We start from the raw sequence: 19664 nt of genomic DNA, 5'->3' as shown, positions 1-19664 counted from the left end.
TGGCGGTGACCTGCGTACGAGTAACGAGACGACGCAGGTCCGTTGGGTGGACCCAACGGACCTGCGTCAGTACGACATCCACCCCACCATGCGGCTCAGGATCGAGCACGCGATGGACCGGACGCGGACGGCCTCCTACATCGGCTGACCTTTGGCGACGGCCAGCCGGTCGAGGACACGAGCAGTGCTCGCCAGGATCTCCGGTTCGGCACGGCGGGTGAACGTGCCGATGAGGCTTTCCGGCCCCTAACGACCGGCGATCTCGTTCACACGGTCCACGGGGTTTGTCGGTGTGCCATCCGGTGTGGTGTTCATGTCGCAGAAGCAGAGAGCGTCCGTAAGCTCGGGCACCTCGCGCTGGAACTCAGCCTCCAACTCCTCGCGGAAGCCGCGCGCTTCGGCCTCCATCCACGCGCACGAGTGGTGCGCGACGAGCCGGATGACCCTCTCGTCAGCCTGCGCCACGTCGCGCAGGTACCGAGCGCCGTCCAGCGGGTGAAAGCCCGTCTTGGCCAGGTCCGGCGCACAGCCGATGTCGTGGAGTACCGCAGCGGCCTCCAAGAGTTCCGCGTCCGAGCCGAGCGCGCCGGCGATCGCCCGCGCCCGTTCCGCCACCCCCAGCGAGTGCTTCCAGCGGCGGGGCAGCGACTCGGACAACAGCGACTCGGCGAGCGGATAAGCCCACTCCGTCAATTCGGTACGACTCAAGATTGGGAACGCCCCTCTCGGGTCGGTACGGCGAGCACCGTCCGCACTTTGCCCTGCCCTCCCTCCGACAGCCATCCGGCCGCCTCAAGCTTCTCCAGAGCCTTGCTCACCGTCGGGCGCGATACGCCGAACCGCTCGCACAAGACGGATGCGCTCGGGAACGGCTCGCCGACCTTCAGGTCGTCCTCGGCGAACACATCGGCAAGCCGGTTGACGAGCGGTCGGCGACCGTCGCTCTGCCCTTCCCTGACTACTCGCCATCGGCCGCCCGGCTCCGGCTCGGCAACGCCGTCCTTCTGAAGCACGCGGAATGCTCGGAGCGCCCCCCGCGAGACCCCATGAGCGTGCATGAGGTCTGCGGCCGTCGGCAGCTTGGTCATCTGAAGCACGCGGAATGCTCGGAGCGCCCCTCGCGAGACCCCATGAGCGTGCATGAGGTCTGCGGCCGTCGGCAGCTTGGTCATCTGAAGCACGCGGAATGCTCGGAGCGCCCCCCGCGAGACCCCATGAGCGTGCATGAGGTCTGCGGCCGTCGGCAGCTTGGTCATCTGAAGCACGCGGAATGCTCGGAGCGCCCCTCGCGAGACCCCATGAGCGTGCATGAGGTCTGCGGCCGTCGGCAGCTTGGTCATCTCCGGATCGGCGTCGATCTGAGCCTTCACCGCCGCTGCGATCTCCAGGAAAGTCCCCCGAGGGCTTGCCTGCTGCGACACTCGCTCTCCCTCTCCGTCTGCTCGTCGTCAAGCACAAGCGTTGCACGTCGTGGTCGTCCAGAACGGGCCGATCGTCTCTGACGGAACGGGCCGCGGAACACGGGATCTCGTGCGCCGCGTACCCTACGTTTCACCAGGTCAGCCGGTGATTGGGCGAGGCGACCTCCCTTGCGGATCCGCTGTGGTGACTTGGAGCAACGACACGGCCGCCCATCGGAGGCATGCGCGGCTGCTGGCGTGCCACACCGCAGGCGCGGCAGCGACGTCCTTTCGACCTGCTCAGCGCACGACTGTGACGCCCTGCCGGCCACGGCTCGCCAGGATGTGGAGCCGGGCAACCCGGGTGCCGGAGCCCATCAGCTCACCGCGCGCCATGAGCCCCGGAACGTCGGCCAACGGAACCCACTCGATATGCCGAAACCGGGCAGCCACCGTTAGGGGCCCGGGTGCGTGGCGAGCCAGTCCTGCAGCTCTCGGTGGCGGAACTGGTATGCCACGCCGGAAATCCGCAGCAGGCCCGCACCGTAGGCCCAGTGCAGGAAGGCGCCCAGACGCCACGGCAGCCGACCCCGGGAGCAGCAGAGGAAGGCCAGGTAGCGACGGCCGGCCCTTGCCGAGATGTACAGCGCGGCAGTGAGCCCGCACATGAGCCCGGTCGTGATCCCGAACACGAGCCCGACCGCGGGCCCGATGGTGAACCCGTACACGAGCCCGGCCACGAGCCCGCACACGAGCCCGGCCACCAGATCGTCTCGTATCGCGTAGCGGGGGTCTGTTGGTGGAATTTCGCTCAGGGACGCCGTGAGCCCGGCCGTGAGCCCCACCGTGAGCCCGAGGGTGAGCCCGATCGTGAGCCCGGCTGCGAGCCCGACCGTGATCCCGTACACGAGCCCGACCGCGGGCCCGAACACGAGCCCGATCACGAGCCCGAACACGAGCCCGACCATGAGCCATGGGGCGACCTGGCGACGCCCGGCCGAGGTGCGTAGTCGGTGTATCTGGAATGTCGCGGGGTCCGAAACGGCGGGGCGGCTGGCCTGCCAAACAGCCCAAAGCGCAAGCAACACGACTCCTGCCGCGCCGCGCAGTTGGCGGGGAGAAAAGCCGATGGGGAACTGGGCCAAGAACAGCGCACCGAAGCCGAAGGCAAGCAGGGTGGTGAGGAAGGCATCGGTGGTGCGGACCCGGCGGGAGCCAGCCATCTGCCATAACCGGTGCAGCACCAGGTCGGTGCCACTTCCGGCGGCTGCGGGGGTGGAGGCGAGGTGGGCGGCGAGCGCCGCAAGCCAGCGGTGGGTCTGGTCAGGCCGGTAGCCGTCGGGGCGCGTGGGGTGCTGGCTGGTAGCTGCGGGCAGGTAGAGGGCCAAGAGGTGGTCGCGGACCGCGTCGGAGGAGGCCAGGGTGAGCAGGTCGGAGGGGTCGCGCAGGTAGGCGAGGGTGTCGGCGTGGCGTTCTTCGTAGGCGGTGACAGCCAGGTTGAGCCGCCAGGGAGTGCCGAGGGCTTGGGCCAGGGAGCCGCCGGGCGCGGTGGTGAGCGTGTCGAGGACCGGTCTCCAGCGGTCCGGGCGGGTACTGCGGGCGGTCAGATACGCGTCGGCCTGCGCGGGGGTGACGGGGGTAATCTCGACGCGGGCGGCCTCGCGCATCCGCACATCGAGGGCGGCCAGTTGCTCGTACTGCGTGGTGCGGCAGGTGAGGATGACAGGGGCGCTGCCGGTGGGGTCCTGGTAGGCGTTGAGCTGTTGCAGGGCGCGGACGGCCCGGCGGCGGCCGGCCGGGGTGGCATCGGTGTCCATCTCGTCCAGGCCGTCCAGGACCGGCAGGACGCGGTGCTGCTCGACCAGGACCGCCGCGTCGGCAGCGGTGAGGCCGCGGTCGCGGAATTGCTGGTGGACCTGGTCGGTGAGCCAGTCTGTCAGGGGGCGGTCGGTGTGCCAGTCGGCCAGGGAGAGGCGGATCGGGACGGGATCGGCCTGGTTGCGGTCTGGGCGGGTCAGCAGGCCGAGCAGGAGTTCCAGGGCGAGCAGGGTCTTGCCGGCACCCGGTTCCCCGGTGATCACTAGGCGGGCCGGGTGCAGGCTCTGGTAGTAGCCGACGATGTCGGTGAGGCGGCCGTGGGGGTCGGCCCCGGTGGCGTTGTTGGCGGGTTCGGTGCGGCGGGTGAAGTTCAGGTCGATGCGATGGGCGCCGGGGCCGATCAGCTGGGCGCGCTGCCCGGTCTCGGCTGCGGCCACCGCTTTGGCCAGCATCGCGGCCTTCGCATCGGTATCCGCCGCGGCCTCGCGGCGGTCGTCGCGGTAGGCCGCCCAGGCCAGGTAGGCGGCTGGCACGGTGGGGGCCAAGGCGACCAGCGTGGCGGCCATCCGCGCTACCTGGAACTGCTTGGACAGCAACAGTGCCAGCGCCGCGGCCACGACCTGCAAGAGTACATAGATGACGGCCGCCCGGCGGGTCCGCGATCGCTTCATGGCAGACATGTTCCCCAGCCCGCACGGCGGCAGACGGCCGATCGCCGCCTTCGCTGCCGTACTGTGACGGATCGTTACAGTCCAATGCGATACAGCGCGTTGTCCTCTCAAGAGCAGCAGGAAGTGGGCCGCCTGTGCACCGGATATCACCGACGTCGCCGCCTAGGTGATCGGTCGCGTTCGTCGGCCTAACGATCAGCCCGCAGAGCCTAGGCCATCGGAGGTTCGCATCGGACGATCACGGAGCCAGACACTCAACCCAGGGGTCGGTGGGCCATGTGTGGGCCAGTGTGACGGAAGGCCGGATCCGCAGGCGCATTGATGCAGGTCAGCGGAGGTGTAACCGCCCAATCGCGACGCTCTTGAAAACCGTTGCGGCGTACGGGCCGAGCGCCACGCGCACCCAGGCGGCGGAGTTGCATGTGGCGCGGCCGAGCATAGAATCGAACGTATGTCCGAGCTTCCGAAGCTGACCGGGGGCGCCCGACACGCTCTCCATGCTTCTCGAGGCCACCGTTCACATCGCGGCGAGCGACGAGTGGTTGTGACCGCCCGGTGACTTCGCCTGCCATGCCGACTCATGCACCCGGTCGGCACAGCGGGGAGGGGCGGCTACGAGGTCGTCCGCCCACGAGGTCCGACACCGTCTTCAACCGCTCGAAGATGCGGCTCGTGGTGCCAGAACTGAAGCGATTCATCGAGCAGTCTCCGGCTGGCGAATCCCAAGACGCTTGGGAGAATGGCCAGTTGACCGGCCAAGTGCGGCGCAAGGCTCACTGCTGATGGCGACTGACGACCACGCTTCCTGAAACATGGCTCCTTACCCGTCGTCACAAGACGGCCCACATAGGTGATTTCACTCGGGAGGGACGCCGTCGTCGGATGACTGGCAGTTCCCTCGGGAGGCACGGCCCCCGGATCCGCCTCTCCACGGGCTCTGTCAGTTCTCCTCTGTACAGTCGCTGACGCCCAGCACGAGGAGGTGGAGGCGTGGTAACAGCTCACGACTACGAGTCGATCATGACCCGGCTCAGGGAAGAAATGCCAAGCCTGGCAGACCAGTTGGAGCAGGAGGTCCGCCACGGGCGCGCGGTCACGGAGAAGGAACTCCGCCAGGAGGGGCGGTACGAGGAGCGGGCCAGTCGACTGGCGGCCACGGAGCTGCCCGCTCTCGGAAAGAACGATGTCGCTGTGATTCCGTACACCGACGAAGAGCGCGTCGAGCTGATCCGAGAGGCACTCGTCACGCTTGCCGAGACGATGTACGCCACGCGGCAGACTGCTCTGAAGACAGCGATGGGATGCGGAACGGAGTTGGAGATCCATTTCGGTGACCCCGAGTTGGAGGTACCGTCGCGCATCGACCTGCGTGAGGAGACGGAGCGGGCACGGATGGTGCTCCAGACCGTGCGAGAGCTGCTCATCGAGAACCCCGAGACACATTCGGGGGCCACCCGGTGAGCAAGGCCAACCTGGTATTAGCCATCGAAGAGGCGATCGGTGCCCTGCAGTCCGTCTACCGCAACAGCGCGGACGAGTCGGATCTGTACGAGGCGTCGCTGCTCGTGCTCTGCCTCGACGCGGCCAGGGATGCGGGCGGAACCGTACTCCTCACGCAGGACGGTTCGACCACAGCCGCCGAGCTCCGCTTCCGCAGGGCTCCCGGCAACCTGTGGTCAGGCAACTTCACTTACGCATTGGTCGACTTCCCCGGCACTCAGAAGCAGCTTGAGATCCACTTGGGCGTCTTCGTCGTCGCCGGCCGGTCGAAGGTGGCACACGAGTGTGATGTGGCGGTCATCGACCACCAGGAGGCCGAGCGCAGCCGGCAGGCCGCCGTGCATCCCAGGAGCAGCAAGCTGGTCTCTGCGATCGAAGCCAAGCACTACAGCACCTCACCTGCCCTCGGTATCGGACGTAACTTCCTCGGTCTGGCCCAGGAACTCGGCGAGAAGAACTGCTCGTTGGTCTATCCGTCACAGAGCACCGCCAACCTGGCGGGACTCATCGCCAAACGGCAGAGCGAGGCATACGAAGAGCTTCTTCCAGGAAGGCCGGCAGCCTCACGACTCCGCTCGCACCTGGACCAGGCGATCCGGAACTGGAAAGCACGCATCTGACGGGGTCACCGCACGCCTCGCCAGGACTTCGTCTTGATCGACCGAAGGGAGGACACCGACAACTCCAAATCCTGCGCCCTGAGCAGCGCGAGTCAACAGGAGGTCGCCCCGCGCATGGCGGATGCAGTCGGGGGCGACGGTGGCGCGCTGGATCTGACGGCGCGGAGAACAGTTGCTTGTCGCCGGGGGTCTGCAGCCCCCCGGCAGTACGAGCCGTCGGTCAGCTCAGCCGGGCATCGGCGTAGGCGACCATCGCATCGCGCTGGTAGACCGCCAGCCCGTCGGCGATCTTGTCGTAGTTCGCACGCATCTGCGGGTCATCGACGTAGGTCTGGCCCAGCCCCTTGTAAGCGCACGCGTTCGGGGTCCAGAACCGGCACACGCCCTGGTAGTGGGCGTCCACCTCGGTCTGCACCGCAGGGTCGCCAACCGGTGTGTCGGCCACCATGAACTCCGCCATGCGGATCATTTGCGCCGTCACGTCACGCTGCCACTGCTCCGTGTCCTCGTCGGTCATCGTGTCGACGACCTGCCGGGACTGCTCCCACGCCTCGGGCCACCGCTCGCGCGCCTCGGCCTCGTAGTGGGAGGGCTCGAAACCCTCGAACAGGTTCTCCGGCCTGTTGATCTTTGCCATGTCGTCTTTGTCCTTGCCTTTCTCCAGTTCGGCGATGGTGCGGCCGACCGTGCGGGCGAGCGTCTCCAGCCGGTCCCGTTCCGCCAGCAGCCGTTGGTGGTGCTCGCGGAGCACGGCCACCTCATCGACCTGGCTGTCCAGGACCGCCCGGATCTCGCGCAGCCCCACGTCCAACTCCCGCATCAGCAGGATCTGCTGCAGCCGCAGCAGATCGGCCTCCTCGTAGTAGCGGTGCCCGTTGCTCCCGATCCGTGCCGGCGGCAGCAGGCCGATCTCGTCGTAATGCCGCAGCGTGCGGGACGTCACCCCGGACATCCGGGCCACATCCGCGATCGACCAGGCCATTGCCGTGCCTCCCAAAGCCGGGCCGGTCTCTCCGGCCACACGGAGACCGTAGAAGTTGACGCAGCGGAAACCGCAAGCCGGAAGGTGGACGGCTCACCAAGCTCACCCTGGCTGCCCGGCCTGCCCTGCCTGCCCTGCCTGCCCTGCCTGCCCTGCCTGCCCCCCTACGACAATGAACGATCCACGGTGCAAGCCGTGTTGGTGGCGGTGAACTCGAGGTGGGGGACGTCTTCGGTGCAGCATGACTGCAGTTGCCGCGACAAGTCCTCGACCCTCGGCGCGGGAGTGGCGGTGCTCGTGGGTGTCGTACGGGTGCTTCACCGGGCCCCCGGTGTCGGAACGACAGGCGGAGGTGCCGAAGGACGGTGGTCCTGTCCGGCAGCGGACGGCCACCGGCATCCTCGCCGCCGGGAGCGCGCACATACGGGACACCGCCGGTCGTCGACTCGGCCGCGGTCGGGGGCTGGTCTCACGTCTCAGCGGTGGTTCGCAGTCACTGGTGCTCCCGAAGCGCTGCGAGACGGCGTTTGTACTCTTCCTCTTCGATCTCTCCGCGGGCGAACCGTTCGGCGAGCAGGTTCTCGGCTCGTCGGTCTCCCCATCGGCCTTCGCCGGGGCGCGGAGGCGCGCCGGACGGCTGGCGGTGATGGGTGCCGGTGAGGTAGCGCACCAGTACGACGAGACCGGCTGTCACCAGGGCCCAGAACAGCACCATGAACACAGTCATGACGAACCAGCCTCCGCAGCCCCACCCGCCGTCATACCAGAGCATGCCGATCACCTCCCTCGGCCGGCGACTATGCCAATTCCAGGATGGATCAATGGGACTTCAACCGAGTTGGGCCGTCATTCCCCCGCGACAGGGCCGAAGGACCCCACGCCTCATCGCCTGCTGAACGTCCGTGTCGCCGGGCGTCGAAGTGCAAGTTCACAATCCCTGCGAAAGAATCGAAGTGGTGGTCTCTGCCCTACGACAGCGCATCGAGTCGCTCGTCGCCGGCGGTGGTCCGGTGCCTTGCCTTGTGGGGCTGGGGAACGACGCCGTTCCGGCATCCCTGACCGGAGCAGTCAGATGGCGAAGCGCAGTGCGGACTGGCCGTCGGCTCCCACGGAACCGGCAGCGCGGTACACCGCTGGGCCCGGGTCGTCGGCTCATGACTGGGGTCTCCTGCTCATCAGGCTGACCTTCGGGTTGCTGATGGCCGGGCACGGTGCCCAGAAACTCTTCGGGCTCTTCGGGGGCCAGGGTCTGGCGGCCACCGGCAAGGGATTCGCCGCCCTCGGTTACCGCCCGGGAAACGTATTCGCCCTGCTCTGCGGTCTCTCCGAGTTGCTCGGCGGCCTCGGTCTGGCTCTCGGACTGCTCATACCGCTCGCGTCCGCTGCCCTCATCGGAGTGATGATCAACGCGATGGTGACCGTCACCGGCGGTCACGGGTTGTGGGAGACAGACGGTGGCGTCGAGTACAACGTCTGCATTGCCGTGGTGGCCCTGGCCATTGCCGCCATCGGTCCGGGCCGACTGGCCTTCGACCGGTTCTTCCGCTGGGGTGCGGGCGGCTGGGCCCAAGCCGCCTTCGCCCTCGGTCTCGGCGGCATCGCCGCCGCGATCACGTTGACCCTTTGAGCCCGTCTTCCCTCGCGCCGTCGTCCGGGTCTGCGGGTGGGCCTGCCGGTCGAGCGCACGCGGGCGCGCCGCACCGGCATGCAATGACTTCACCAAGCTTCTCCGAAGCCGAGGCTCCCGGGTTGTTAGGTAAGCCTTCCCTGGCTTAGGTTCTGGTGCGCGCTTCCTATGCACGTCAGACCGGAGTCTCCATGTCCAGCTCGAACATCGCCCTGCTCGGTGCCATCGCAGGCTTCACCATCTACCTCGGCCTCCCCTTCGGCCGTCTGCGCACACCCTCACCCCGGCTCAGGGCGGCCCTGAACGCCGTGGCCATCGGCATTCTGATCTTCCTCGTGTGGGATGTGCTGACCCACGCCTGGGAACCGGTCGACGAGGCGCTGGGCAAGCACGACTGGGGAACCGTCGCTTCCGGGGGCGGCACCCTGGCCGCGGGCCTGACGATCGGACTGGCCGGGCTCGTGCATTACGACGGCTGGATCGCCCGCCGCCGCACCGCGAGCGCGCGCCCCGCGGGGCCCGGAGCGGCCGCCACCGCCGAGCTGGCCCCGAAGACCCGCAGCCAGGCGGGCTCACTCGCGCTGATGATCGCCACCGGCATCGGCCTGCACAACTTCGCCGAGGGCCTCGCCATCGGCAACTCCGCCGCCCAGGGCGAGATCTCCCTCGCCGTCCTGCTGATCGTCGGATTCGGCCTGCACAACGCCACCGAGGGCTTCGGCATCGTCGCCCCCCTGGCCGCCGAGGGCGAACGCCCCTCCTGGCTCACGCTGCTGTGGCTCGGCCTGATCGGCGGCGGCCCCACCTTCCTCGGCACGCTCGTCGGCCAGCACCTGGTCGACGACACCCTCTCGACAGCCTTCCTCGGTCTCGCCGCCGGCTCGATCCTCTACGTCGTGATCGAACTGCTGGCCGTCGCCCGCAGGGCCGGGCTGAAGACGCTCACCACCTGGTGCATCCTCCTCGGCCTCGTGCTCGGCTTCGCCACGGACGCCGTCGTGACGGCCGCCGGCGCCTGAATCGGCCACCGGCAGAACCGCGTCGAACAACGAGCCATCCACCGCATCCTGCCCCAGCCGCCGTCCCAGCCGACCCAGCGTCCCAGCCGTCCCGGCCGCCACGGCCACCTCACCACCGGTGATTGCGGTGAGGCGCGTGCCGCCCCGAGGGCGCCTGGCCCCCCGGCCTGCTGCTCGGCTTCGGGGCGCGCGCCCGTTGTCCTCGCACGCCTCCGACGCCCCCGACACCTCCGACGCCCCGGACGCCCCCTACCGCCCAGCAAGACCTTCCCGTCCGACCGGCCGTCGCTCACTCCTCGTCCGAGGTCGTCGTCACGGGCCGGGTCTGGCCGACCTCCAGCGGCTCGTGCAGTCGCGCCCGGACGTAGAGGACATCGCCGATGAACAGGTCGTAGACCAGCACCCCGATCACGCCGCCGATCAGAGGGCCGACGATGGGGATCCAGAAGTAGTCGCTGAAGGAGCCGGCAAGGGTTCCCGGCATCGCGAGGTCCTGCCAGCCCGCGGCCCAGGTGAACAGGCGCGGGCCCAGGTCTCGGGCCGGGTTGATGGCATAGCCGGCGTTCGCGCCGTACGACATGCCGATGGCGGCGACCACAAAGCCGATCACCAGCGGCCCCAGGTTGGCCTTCACGGCCGTGTTGCGCAGGTCGATCACCGCCACGACGAACATGACCAGGAAGGCGGTGCCGACGATCTGGTCCACGAGCGGGCCCCAGGTACCGCCGTGGAAGTACGGCGCGGGAAAGGTTCCGAAGATCGAGAAGGAGGCAAGGGTGTGCCCGTTCGTCTTCGGCCCCTTCATCGCCCGGTCGAAGGTGTTGATCGCATCATGGTATACGCCGTACACCAGTGCGGCCCCGACGAACGCGCCGGCCAACTGCGACAGCATGTACGGCACGACCTTGACCCAGGAGAATTTACGACGCACCGCGAATGCGAGCGTCACCGCCGGATTGATGTGCGCGCCGCTGACACCGCCGGCCACATAGATGCCGAACGTCACCGCCATGGCCCAGCCCCAGGTGATGAGGAGCCAGTCGCCGGCGCTGATGAAGAAGGTGGTGGGTCCCGCGGTACGGCCCGATCCGGGAAGCGCGGCGACCGCCGTGGCCACCACTCCGCAGCCGAAGGAGATGAGGACGAAGGTTCCCAGGAATTCTGCGAGGCACTCGCCGAGCAGGCCCCCTCGCCGCCTCAGTCGGGAGGGTCTTACCAGGGGCGGAATTTCCACTGCCATGATGGCCCCCTCAGGGACTGGTCCGGCCGGTGGTGGCTGTCTCCGCCGCCGAGCGTTTTCGATATCCGGCTACCGAGTTGTCCAGCTGACCGGGGTGAGTCGGTGCCACCCGTCCGGGCCTGAGTATTCGAATGTGAGAATGTGACGGCCTCTGCATTCCTCACGTGCATTCCTCACACGCGACGTGCCGGATTACGCACGGGCATTTTTTCCGGGCCACCGTCGAGGCACACAACGAGTATGGCCCAGGGGCCGTCACCTCGCTCATCACCGTCACACCTTCGGATGATCCCCGCCCTCAGGAGGTGTAGCGAGCCAAAGCTCCGGTTCGGTAGAGCGGTTCCGTATGGCGGCGCGTGTGCGACGGGATCGTTGTTCCCGGAAGCTCGGCCCCCTTTCGGAGGGAAATTCCCATCACCGTCGCCGCGATGGCGCCCTTTGTCCTCGGCGGCGCCCAGGAAATGGGCGGCCGCAGCAGTCCGTCGAGCATGCGTGTGTCGAGGGGGACCCTGCGGTGGTTCTACACGCACGAGCAAGGCACGGGAAGGTGAGCGGATTACGCGTCGGAGACGAGGAGCAGCCACCGGGAGAGGCTCTCGCCCACATGCTCAGGCGGTGGTGGGAACGGTCGGCACGCGGTGGACAGGACAAGCCGACGTCCCAGCAGTCGGTGGCGCGGCGCGTGGGCGTCACGCAGGCCACGCTGTCCAGGTACTTCAATCCCCGGCACCCGACCAATGCGCCGTTGCACGTCATCGAACTGCTGCACGCCCGCTTGGGGGCGCCCGCCGATGAACTGGACCAGGCCCGCGCCCTTCACGCCGAGGCCGCGGTCCTCACCGGCAAGCGAGGCACCGCCCGGCCCGGCCACGAGTGCGACGCAACGCCGGTCGGCCCAACGACGGGCGGCGAAATGCCCGTCAGCGCAAAGCCGGTCGACGCAACGCCGGTCGACGCAACTCCGGTCGACCGGGACTCTTCGGAGGATGACGAGGAGTCCGAGCAGACGCCGGACGCCGTGCCGAGCGGCGGTCAAACGGGCCTCGCCCGCGCCGCAGACGCCGCTCGGACCGTCGTACCGTCCGTGCCCGCGCGTACGGAGTGGTTGCCGTGGGCGCCCGCGCGTACGGAGTGGTTGCCGTGGGCGCCCGCGTGTACGGAGTGGTTGCCGTGGGCGCCCGCGCGTATGGAGTGGTTGCCGTGGGCGGCCGCCGCAACCGTCGTGCTCCTCCTGGCCGGTGCGGGTGTGTGGTGGACCGCCGAGGGCCCGGGGGTGGGCGGGAAGCGGCGGGGGACGGCGGCCGCCACCGCCCTGCAGTGGCGTGGCCGCTCGTCCAGGAAGGGGACCGCTTCTGGCCCGTCCGGACCGTCCAGTACCTGCTCGTCGCCCAGGGCCATCCCGTGGACGTCGACTCCGACTTCGAGCAGCGGACCACGGCCGCCGTCAAGGCCTTCCAGTCGGAGCACGGACTGGAACCGGACGGCAAGGTCGGCCCGCTGACCTGGCCCCTCCTCGTACGGCCGGTCGACTCACGTTCCGAAGGAGCCGACGTACGGGCGCTCCAGTCGCTGCTCACCAGCGCCGGACTGCCCACGGACATCACCGGCAGGTTCACCGCCGCGACCGCGCACAACCTCTCCTCCTTCCAGGACACCCATCACCTGCCGACCACCGGTCAGGTCGACGTCCGGACATGGCGCGTGCTGCTGAGCGCCCAGGCGCCGCCCGTCCGCACCGTGCGGTAGGCGCGGTCAGGCGGCCGACGCGCCGTTCGCCTCCCTGAGCAGGTCCAGCAGGGCCGCACGGGCGCGCGCCACGCGCGAACGGACCGTGCCGACCGGGCAGTCGCTCAGCAGGGCCGCCTCGGCGTACGGCAGACCGAGGAGCTGGGTGAGGACGAACGCCTCCCGCCGCTCGTCGGGCAGCGCGGCCAGCAGGTCGAGGAGTGCGACACCGTCGTCGAAGCCAGGCAGGTCGTGCGGCTGGGTACGCTCGACGGCCAGTTGCCAGTCGGTCAAGTCGGACAGCCGCGGCCGGGCGGCCGCGTACCGGAAGCTGTCGATGACGGCGCGGCGGGCGATGGACAGCAGCCAGGTACGGGCCGAGCAGCGGCCCTCGAAGCGGTGCAGGCTGCCGAGCGCCCGTAGGAACGTGTCCTGCGCCAGGTCGTCGACCGTCTGGGGATCGGCGCACAGATGGGCGACGTAGCGCTGGACGTCACGGTGCAGGGCGCGGACGAAGTGCTCGACGGCATCGGCGTCGCCCCGGCGGGCAGCGAGCGCCCAGGCCGTGATCGATTCGTCGCTCATTTTCGTGGTGCCGCTTTCCTCAAGGGAGGCGGGCAGGGCAGAAGTGATCACCTGGTGTCCTTCTCGGTCATCCGGGGTCCGGACCGGCAGCGCGACGCCTCGCTGTGGCGCGGTTGCGCGGTTGCGCGGTTGCGCGGACGGCAGTTGCGCGGGCGGGCGCGGGGGTCCGGTGAGTGGCGTGCGGCCGTACGGCGGCGGCACGGACGTACGACGGTGTCGTGCGCGTACGACGCCTGCGCGGGCGTACGGCCGTGGCCCCGGGCGCACAGAGGCGCGGCCCGGGGTACGACTGTCGGTCAGACGACAGCGGTCCCCAGGGGTGGACCCCGAGAGGTGATCGGATGAACGAGGAGGAGCCGCCGCGGCGAGCGGTCCGCACGGCGGCGGGCGCGGATGCGCGGTCGGTCCGGCGGGGCGGGCAGGGCGAGCAGCAGCCGCAGCGGTGCGGCCAGCCATCCGGCCACCGCCCGCAGAATGCGGAAGACCGCGCGCTCGCCGTACGCCAACCACAGGCCGCACAGCAGGGCGGCGAGCAGGTGGGCGGCGAGCATGCCGATGGAGGATCCGGCCGATCCGGCGGACACGGAAGGCCCGGTGGTGTGGATGGAGCCCATGCCCGCCATATGACTCATGTCCATGGAGGCCATGGCCCCGGACCCCATGTGCGCACCGCCCATATCCATGGCGTCCATGGCGTGCATGGAGTGCATGGGCTCCATGAGGTTCTTCATGGGGTTCATGGGGTTCATGGACGCCATGGAGGCGTGGCCCGACTGCGCGTACGAGAATGCCGAGTGCAGCGCCGCCTGGGCGGTGACCACGACGGAGACGACGAGGGGGAGTCCGCGTTCACGACCCGCCAGACACCAGCCCGCGCCACCGGTCGCGAGAGCACCGACGGCCAGGGCCCACCAGGGCACCGAGGAGCCGGACATCATGACGTGCCCCAGAGCGGCGAGCAGCACGCAGACAGCCGCGAACACCGCGGCCCGTACCGTGCGTGAACACCACCCTGCAGCCATGACGGCCCTCATCCTTGCATCCGGGCTCGTTCGTCGGGGGTGGGTACGGACGTGAGCCGGGTGTTCAGCTCAATGGGCCGCACGTGATCCAGAACACGCGAACCGGCCGGAACTCGTAGGGAGTTCGGGCCGACCCCTGCAGGGAGGCCGGTGCTTTCGGACCGCCGCCGCCGGTCCCGTTCTTCGGCGAGCCCCGCCATCCAGCGCGCCGTGGCGTCGGCGGACCGGGGCACGACGACGTACCCAGTCCCCGTGGAACCACCGCCGCCCCTGGGCACTCTTTCTCCTCATGGCGAGCGTTCCGCAGCAGAACGGGTCGGATGACACCGTTGCGCACATGGTGGTGTGCGGGGACGACGGGCTCGCGCACCGGCTGGCCGCCGAGTTGCGAGGGGTGTACGGCGAACAGGTGACGCTCGTCGTCCCTCCCGCGGAACGGGTCGCCCGGCAACCCGTGGTGGGCCGCGCCCGTGCCTCCGCCCTGCTCGACCGGGTCTCCGCCGCCGTCACACGCGCGGCGGGCAACGGCAACGGCAACAGTGCGGACGGACGCGTCACGGGAGCCGGCGGCGGGCGCGCGGCCGGACCGCCGGGCGCCGCACGCCTGTTGGAGGCCCCCGAAGCGTCCGAAGCCGTGCTCGCCGATGCCGGGGTCGAACGGGCGACGGCGCTCGCGCTCGTGTATGACGACGACGAGACCAATATCCGCGCCGCCCTCACCGCCCGTCGCCTCAACCCTCGGCTGCGCCTGGTCCTGCGCCTGTACAACCGGCGGCTCGGACAGCACATCGAGGCGCTCCTCGACCAGGCCGCGGCGTTGGCCTCGGGCGGCTCCGACGAGGAGACCGAGGCGTTCGACGCGTCCACGACCGTCCTGTCCGACGCCGACACCGCCGCGCCCGCGCTGGCCGCGACCGCCGTCGCCGGCACCACCAAGGTCGTACAGACCGACGGTTTGATGCTGCGGGCCGTCGAACGGCCGCCGCCACGGCCCGGCCAGGTAGCCGACCCCGGCCTGTGCACTCTGGCACTGCTGTCGGCGACGGCCGGCGACCCCGCGGGCGCGGACGGTTCGGAGGGCAGCGGCGAGCAGGGACCCCAACTCCTGCCGGACGAAAGGGCGGTCGCAGCGGCCAGCGGGCGTGGCACCGTCGTCCTGGAGACCGTCTCGTACGCGGGACCGGCGCTGCCGGCCGGGCGCAGTGTCGTACCGCTCGGATCGCTGCTGTCGCCACGGCTGCGGTGGTCGTTCGCCGGGCTCGTGGGCTGTGTCGTCGCGCTCGCGGTCGCGTCGATGGCGGTCACCGACGAACGCCCGCTGACGGCGACGTACTTGACACTGCTCGACCTGTTCGCCATCAACAACCCCGCCATCGGGGAGCCGATCGGACGGCAGATCCTCCAACTGCTCTCCGGGCTGGTGGGGTTGCTGCTGCTGCCCGTGCTGCTCGCGGCCGTGCTGGAGGCGCTCGGCACCTTCCGCAGCGGGTCCGCGCTGCGCAGGCCGCCGCGCGGGCTGTCCGGGCACGTGGTGCTGCTCGGCGTCGGCAAGATCGGTACCCGGGTGATGACCCGGCTGCGGGAACTGAGGATCCCGGTGGTCTGCGTCGAGGGCGATCCGGAGGCACGCGGACTGGCGACGGCCCGGCGGCTGCGGGTGCCGGTGGTGCTCGGCGACGTGACGCAGGAAGGCGTGCTGGAGGCCGCCAAGATCCACCGGGCACACGCGCTCCTCGCGCTGACCAGCGCCGACACCACGAACCTGGAGGCCGTCCTGTACGCGCGCTCCGTACGGCCCGACCTCAGGGTCGTGCTGCGCCTGTACGACGACGACTTCGCGACCGCCGTCTACCGCACCCTGCGCGCCGCCTACCCGAACGCCCAGACGCGCAGCCGCAGCGTGTCGCACCTGGCCGCGCCCGCGTTCGCGGGGGCCATGCTGGGACGGCAGATCCTGGGGGCGATTCCGGTGGAGCGGCGGGTGCTGCTGTTCGCCGCCGTGGGCGTGGCGGGGCATCCGCAGCTGGAAGGGCGGACTGTCGCCGAGACGTTCCGGGCGGGAGCGTGGCGGGTGCTCGCGCTGGACACCACGACTCCAGGGGAACGGGTCCAGACGCCGGACCCGGAGACGGACGCTCCCGACCGGCCCTCGGGCCTGATCTGGGACCTGCCGCCCACCTATGTCCTGCGCCCCGAGGACCGAGTGGTCCTGGCGGCGACGCGCCGCGGCCTGGCCGAACTCCTCGGCCGCCGCCGCGAGGGCGCCGGAACGTAGTGGCCGCCGGAACGTAGGAGGCGCCGGAACGTGGGGGCCGTCGGCGCGTAGGGGCGTAGGCACGTAGGGGCGCCGGTGGGTGACGGTGGCGAGCCACCGGTGGCGACCGTCTATCGGCGGCGTGCCGCCCGTCGGCGACCGTCTATCGGTTGACGTGCCGCCCGTCGGCGGACGGTGCCTCTCGGTGCGGGACGGCGGGCGAGTTATCCACAGGCTGGGGACCTCCGCCGCGGAAAGTCGGTCGGGGCAGGCACTATGGGGCCATGACTGAGAGCAACGGGCCTGCCTCGCCGGAGCACGGCGGGGACATGCCGGACTGGGAGAAGCGCTTCCGGGCGCCGCGGGTGTCACTGCCGGACTGGGCGGAGGACGCGCCGCACCGCTCGCTGTTCGTCTCCAATGCGACGGGGACGTACGAGCTGTACGCGTGGAACCGCACCACGGGCGAGCAGCGCCAGGTCACGGACCGGCCGAACGGCACGACGGACGGCGTGCTCTCTCCGGACGGCGAGTGGATCTGGTGGTTCGACGACAAGGACGGGGACGAGTTCGGCATCTGGAGACGCCAGCCTTTCGCGCCCGCTGTCTCCGGCCGGGGGCCCGGGCAGGAGCCCGGCAAGAACTCCGGGACCGACGAAGCGGCGGCCCCGGGCCTCGAGCCTTCGTACCCGGCCGGGCTCGCGATCGGGCGGGACGGGCGGACGGCGGTCGTGGGCCGCTCCACCGACCAGGTCGGCACCACGATCCATCTCGTACGGGCCGGTCAGGAACCGGCGGAGATCTACCGGCACCGCGAGTCCGCCGGGGTTGGCGACCTTTCGCACGACGGCTCGCTGCTCGTCATCGAGCACACCGAGCACGGCGACGCGATGCACTCGGCGCTGCGTGTGATGCGGCCGGACGGCTCGATGGTGGCGGAGCTGGACGACACCAAGGGCGGCAGGGTCGAGCTGGGTCTGGAGGTGCTGGGCTTCGCGCCGGTCGACGGCGACACGCGGCTGCTCATCGGGCACCAGCGGCGCGGACGGTGGGAGCCGCTGGTGTGGGACGTCGCCTCGGGCGAGGAGACGGACCTGGCGCTGGAGCTGCCGGGCGATGTGGCCGCGGAGTGGTATCCCGACGGCTCCGCGCTGCTGATCGTGCACAGCTTCGAGGCCCGCAGCGAGCTGTACCGCTACGACCTGGCGACGCACGAGCTGGACCGGGTGCCGACGCCGCCGGGCTCGGTGTCGGGGGCGACGGCCCGACCCGACGGGACCGTGGAGTACCTGTGGTCGTCGGCGGCCGAACCTCCGGTGGTGCGGTCGACGTCGGGCGGGGTCGTGCTGGATCCGCCGGGGATGAAGTCGCCTGGGTCGGTGCCCGTCGAGGACGTGTGGGTGGAGGGTCCGGGCGGCCGCATCCACGCGCTGGTGCAGAAGCCGGCGGGGGCGAGCGGGCCGCTGCCCACGGTGTTCGACATCCACGGCGGTCCCACCTGGCACGACAGCGACTCGTTCGCGGCGGGCCCGGCGGCCTGGGTGGACCACGGGTACGCGGTGGTGCGGGTCAACTACCGCGGGTCGACCGGGTACGGGCGCGAGTGGACGGACGCCCTCAGACACCGGGTCGGGCTGATCGAGCTGGAGGACATCGCGGCGGTGCGGGAGTGGGCGGTGTCGTCCGGGCTCGCGGATCCGGAGCGGCTCGTCCTGACGGGCGGTTCATGGGGCGGGTACCTCACCCTGCTCGGCCTCGGCACCCAGCCGGACGCGTGGACGGTCGGTGTCGCGGCGGTCCCCGTCGCGGACTACGTCACGGCGTACCACGACGAGATGGAGGCACTGAAGGCGATGGACCGGACGCTGCTCGGGGGCACGCCCGAGGAGGTGCCGGAGCGGTTCGAGGCCTCGTCGCCGCTGACGTACGTCGACGCGGTGAAGTCACCGGTGTACATCTCGGCGGGGGTCAACGACCCGCGCTGCCCGATCCGCCAGGTCGAGAACTATGTGGACCGGCTCGCCGCGCGGGACGCGGTGCACGAGGTGTACCGGTACGACGCGGGTCACGGCTCACTGGTGGTCGACGAGCGGATCAAGCAGGTGCGGCTGGAGCTGGACTTCGCCGGACGGCATCTGGGGAGGTGAGAGGAGCGGCGGCTCGCCACAGGGGACGGGCGTCCAGGGCGTACGGGGCATGCGCGTGTGTTCCGTCCCCCCGGGCCCCACGGGCAGGCCCGCCGCGGCGGCACCGTACCGTTGAGGGCGTGTACCGGTTTCTGCTGACGCCCCGCTGGTGGGGGATCAACGTCTTCGTACTGCTGGCCATCCCCTTCTGCATCTTCATGGGGTCGTGGCAGTTGAGTCGGTTCGAGGCACGGGTGCACGACCAGCGGACGGCGAATGAGCAGGTCTCGGCGGCCCGGAAGGAGGCGGCCCGGCCGCTGCAGCAGCTACTGCCGGTGGACGAGCAGACATCCGCAAAGCGGGCCACCGCCAGGGGGCGGTACGGGAAGCAGTTGCTGGTTCCGGACCGGGAGCTGGACGGCAGGCGCGGGTTCTACGTGCTGACGATGCTGCGGACCGACGGAGGCAAGGCGCTGCCGGTGGTGCGGGGCTGGCTGCCGGGTGACGCGGACCCCGCGAAGGCGTCGGCCGCGCCGACCGGAGAGGTCACCGTTACGGGAGCGCTTCAGGCCCCGGAGAGCCCCGGGGCCAACGGTGTGGGCGCGGGCGGCGGGCTGCCCGCCGGACAGACGGCGGCGATCAGCTCGGCGTCACTGGTGAACCTGGTGCCGTACGACGTGTATCCCGCGTGGATCACCCTCGACAAGGCCGACAGCGGGATGAAGGCGGTACCGGCGTCGGCGCCCGCGGGGACCGGGCTGGACCTGAAGGCGTTCCAGAACCTGGGCTACACCGGCGAGTGGTTCGTCTTCGCGGGCTTCACTGTCTTCATGTGGTTCCGGCTGCTGCGCCGTGAGGTGGAGTACGCCCGGGACGCGGAACTGGGGCTCGTTACGGAGGCGCCGGAGGGCGCGGGCGCCGGGGCCGCCCCGGCCTCGGGTGAAGAGGCGGCCGGAAGCGAGGCGGCCGCCGGCGAGAACCAGGCCCGGACCGCCAAGGCCTGAGGCCCGGACCGCCGCCGGGGCCGCCGCCAACCGACCGCCCCTCCACAGGCCCACCGCACCGCCTTACGCCC

General features: G+C 70.2%; 16 protein-coding genes and 3 pseudogenes. 9 read left to right on the top strand and 10 right to left on the bottom strand.

Annotation, left to right across the window (positions count from 1 at the left end; all coding sequences use genetic code 11):
* Position 1: 1 nt before the first annotated feature.
* A pseudogene (locus AAW14_RS39470) lies at positions 2-148 on the top strand (NUDIX hydrolase); the annotation flags it as partial.
* Here the strand turns inward: AAW14_RS39470 and AAW14_RS12390 are convergent.
* From AAW14_RS12390 to AAW14_RS12375, 4 genes and pseudogenes are all read right to left on the bottom strand, one after another.
* Positions 136-708: pseudogene (locus AAW14_RS12390) on the bottom strand (HD domain-containing protein). The pseudogenes AAW14_RS39470 and AAW14_RS12390 sit on opposite strands and share 13 nt — an antisense overlap.
* The gene (locus AAW14_RS39465; protein WP_322741066.1) at positions 705-1421 is read right to left on the bottom strand and encodes a GntR family transcriptional regulator; all 717 of its coding nucleotides are present in this window, start codon (positions 1419-1421) and stop codon (positions 705-707) included. The pseudogene AAW14_RS12390 and the gene AAW14_RS39465 overlap by 4 nt, the downstream one beginning before the upstream one ends.
* A 279-nt stretch (positions 1422-1700) precedes the next feature.
* A pseudogene (locus AAW14_RS12380) lies at positions 1701-1835 on the bottom strand (ADP-ribose pyrophosphatase); the annotation flags it as partial.
* A 20-nt stretch (positions 1836-1855) separates the two neighbouring features.
* Complete coding sequence (locus tag AAW14_RS12375; RefSeq protein ID WP_265563091.1) at positions 1856-3889, bottom strand: NACHT domain-containing protein; 2034 nt, start codon at positions 3887-3889, stop codon at positions 1856-1858.
* Between the two features lie 990 nt (positions 3890-4879).
* Between AAW14_RS12375 and AAW14_RS12370 the strand changes: the two genes are divergently transcribed.
* Positions 4880-5350, top strand: coding sequence for a hypothetical protein (locus tag AAW14_RS12370; RefSeq protein ID WP_265563089.1), 471 nt, complete (start codon positions 4880-4882; stop codon positions 5348-5350).
* Positions 5347-6009 carry a hypothetical protein gene (locus tag AAW14_RS12365; RefSeq protein ID WP_265563087.1) on the top strand — a complete coding sequence of 221 codons (663 nt, stop codon included), beginning with the start codon at positions 5347-5349 and terminating at the stop codon, positions 6007-6009. The genes AAW14_RS12370 and AAW14_RS12365 overlap by 4 nt, the downstream gene beginning before the upstream one ends.
* A 220-nt stretch (positions 6010-6229) precedes the next feature.
* Here AAW14_RS12365 and AAW14_RS12360 read toward each other — a convergent pair whose 3' ends face one another.
* Together AAW14_RS12360 and AAW14_RS12355 are read right to left on the bottom strand one after the other, a co-directional pair.
* Positions 6230-6991 carry a MerR family transcriptional regulator gene (locus tag AAW14_RS12360; RefSeq protein ID WP_265563198.1) on the bottom strand — a complete coding sequence of 254 codons (762 nt, stop codon included), beginning with the start codon at positions 6989-6991 and terminating at the stop codon, positions 6230-6232.
* Between the two features lie 493 nt (positions 6992-7484).
* Entirely contained in the window at positions 7485-7763 is a 279-nt protein-coding gene (locus AAW14_RS12355) for an SHOCT domain-containing protein (protein WP_265563085.1), read from the bottom strand.
* 300 nt (positions 7764-8063) lie between these two features.
* On the opposite strand from AAW14_RS12355, the gene AAW14_RS12350 reads away from it, so the two are divergent.
* On the top strand, positions 8064-8618 hold the full coding sequence (locus AAW14_RS12350; RefSeq protein ID WP_265563084.1) for a DoxX family protein: 555 nt from the start codon (positions 8064-8066) through the stop codon (positions 8616-8618).
* Between the two features lie 191 nt (positions 8619-8809).
* Complete coding sequence (locus AAW14_RS12345; protein ID WP_265563082.1) at positions 8810-9637, top strand: ZIP family metal transporter; 828 nt, start codon at positions 8810-8812, stop codon at positions 9635-9637.
* A gap of 289 nt (positions 9638-9926) precedes the next feature.
* Here the strand turns inward: AAW14_RS12345 and AAW14_RS12340 are convergent, their stop codons facing one another.
* The gene (locus AAW14_RS12340; RefSeq protein WP_265563080.1) at positions 9927-10877 is read right to left on the bottom strand and encodes an MIP/aquaporin family protein; all 951 of its coding nucleotides are present in this window, start codon (positions 10875-10877) and stop codon (positions 9927-9929) included.
* Between the two features lie 1032 nt (positions 10878-11909).
* Positions 11910-12185 (bottom strand): hypothetical protein, encoded by a 276-nt coding sequence (locus AAW14_RS12335; protein WP_265563079.1) that lies wholly within the window; start codon positions 12183-12185, stop codon positions 11910-11912.
* Positions 12186-12194: 9 nt separating this feature from the next.
* Here AAW14_RS12335 and AAW14_RS12330 point away from each other — a divergent pair, with 9 nt between their 5' ends.
* Entirely contained in the window at positions 12195-12623 is a 429-nt protein-coding gene (locus AAW14_RS12330) for a peptidoglycan-binding domain-containing protein (RefSeq protein ID WP_265563077.1), read from the top strand.
* Positions 12624-12629: 6 nt separating this feature from the next.
* Here the strand turns inward: AAW14_RS12330 and AAW14_RS12325 are convergent, their stop codons facing one another.
* Together AAW14_RS12325 and AAW14_RS12320 are read right to left on the bottom strand one after the other, a co-directional pair.
* Positions 12630-13238 (bottom strand): sigma-70 family RNA polymerase sigma factor, encoded by a 609-nt coding sequence (locus tag AAW14_RS12325; protein WP_416223292.1) that lies wholly within the window; start codon positions 13236-13238, stop codon positions 12630-12632.
* Between the two features lie 245 nt (positions 13239-13483).
* Complete coding sequence (locus AAW14_RS12320) at positions 13484-14209, bottom strand: hypothetical protein (protein WP_265563075.1); 726 nt, start codon at positions 14207-14209, stop codon at positions 13484-13486.
* Positions 14210-14546: 337 nt separating this feature from the next.
* Here AAW14_RS12320 and AAW14_RS12315 point away from each other — a divergent pair, with 337 nt between their 5' ends.
* From AAW14_RS12315 to AAW14_RS12305, 3 genes are all read left to right on the top strand, one after another.
* Positions 14547-16484, top strand: a complete 1938-nt coding sequence (locus AAW14_RS12315; protein WP_265563194.1) for an NAD-binding protein — start codon at positions 14547-14549, stop codon at positions 16482-16484.
* A gap of 263 nt (positions 16485-16747) precedes the next feature.
* The gene (locus tag AAW14_RS12310; RefSeq protein WP_265563073.1) at positions 16748-18610 is read left to right on the top strand and encodes a prolyl oligopeptidase family serine peptidase; all 1863 of its coding nucleotides are present in this window, start codon (positions 16748-16750) and stop codon (positions 18608-18610) included.
* A 119-nt stretch (positions 18611-18729) separates the two neighbouring features.
* A complete protein-coding gene (locus tag AAW14_RS12305; protein ID WP_265563071.1) occupies positions 18730-19593 on the top strand; it encodes an SURF1 family protein in 864 nt (287 codons plus the stop codon).
* Positions 19594-19664 lie beyond the last annotated feature (71 nt).

It is taken from the genome of Streptomyces hygroscopicus (assembly GCF_026168105.1).
In the GTDB taxonomy this organism is placed as follows: domain Bacteria; phylum Actinomycetota; class Actinomycetes; order Streptomycetales; family Streptomycetaceae; genus Streptomyces; species Streptomyces hygroscopicus_D.
Note: the sequence above shows the minus strand (reverse complement) of the source record. Positions and strands in the feature narration are given on the sequence as shown.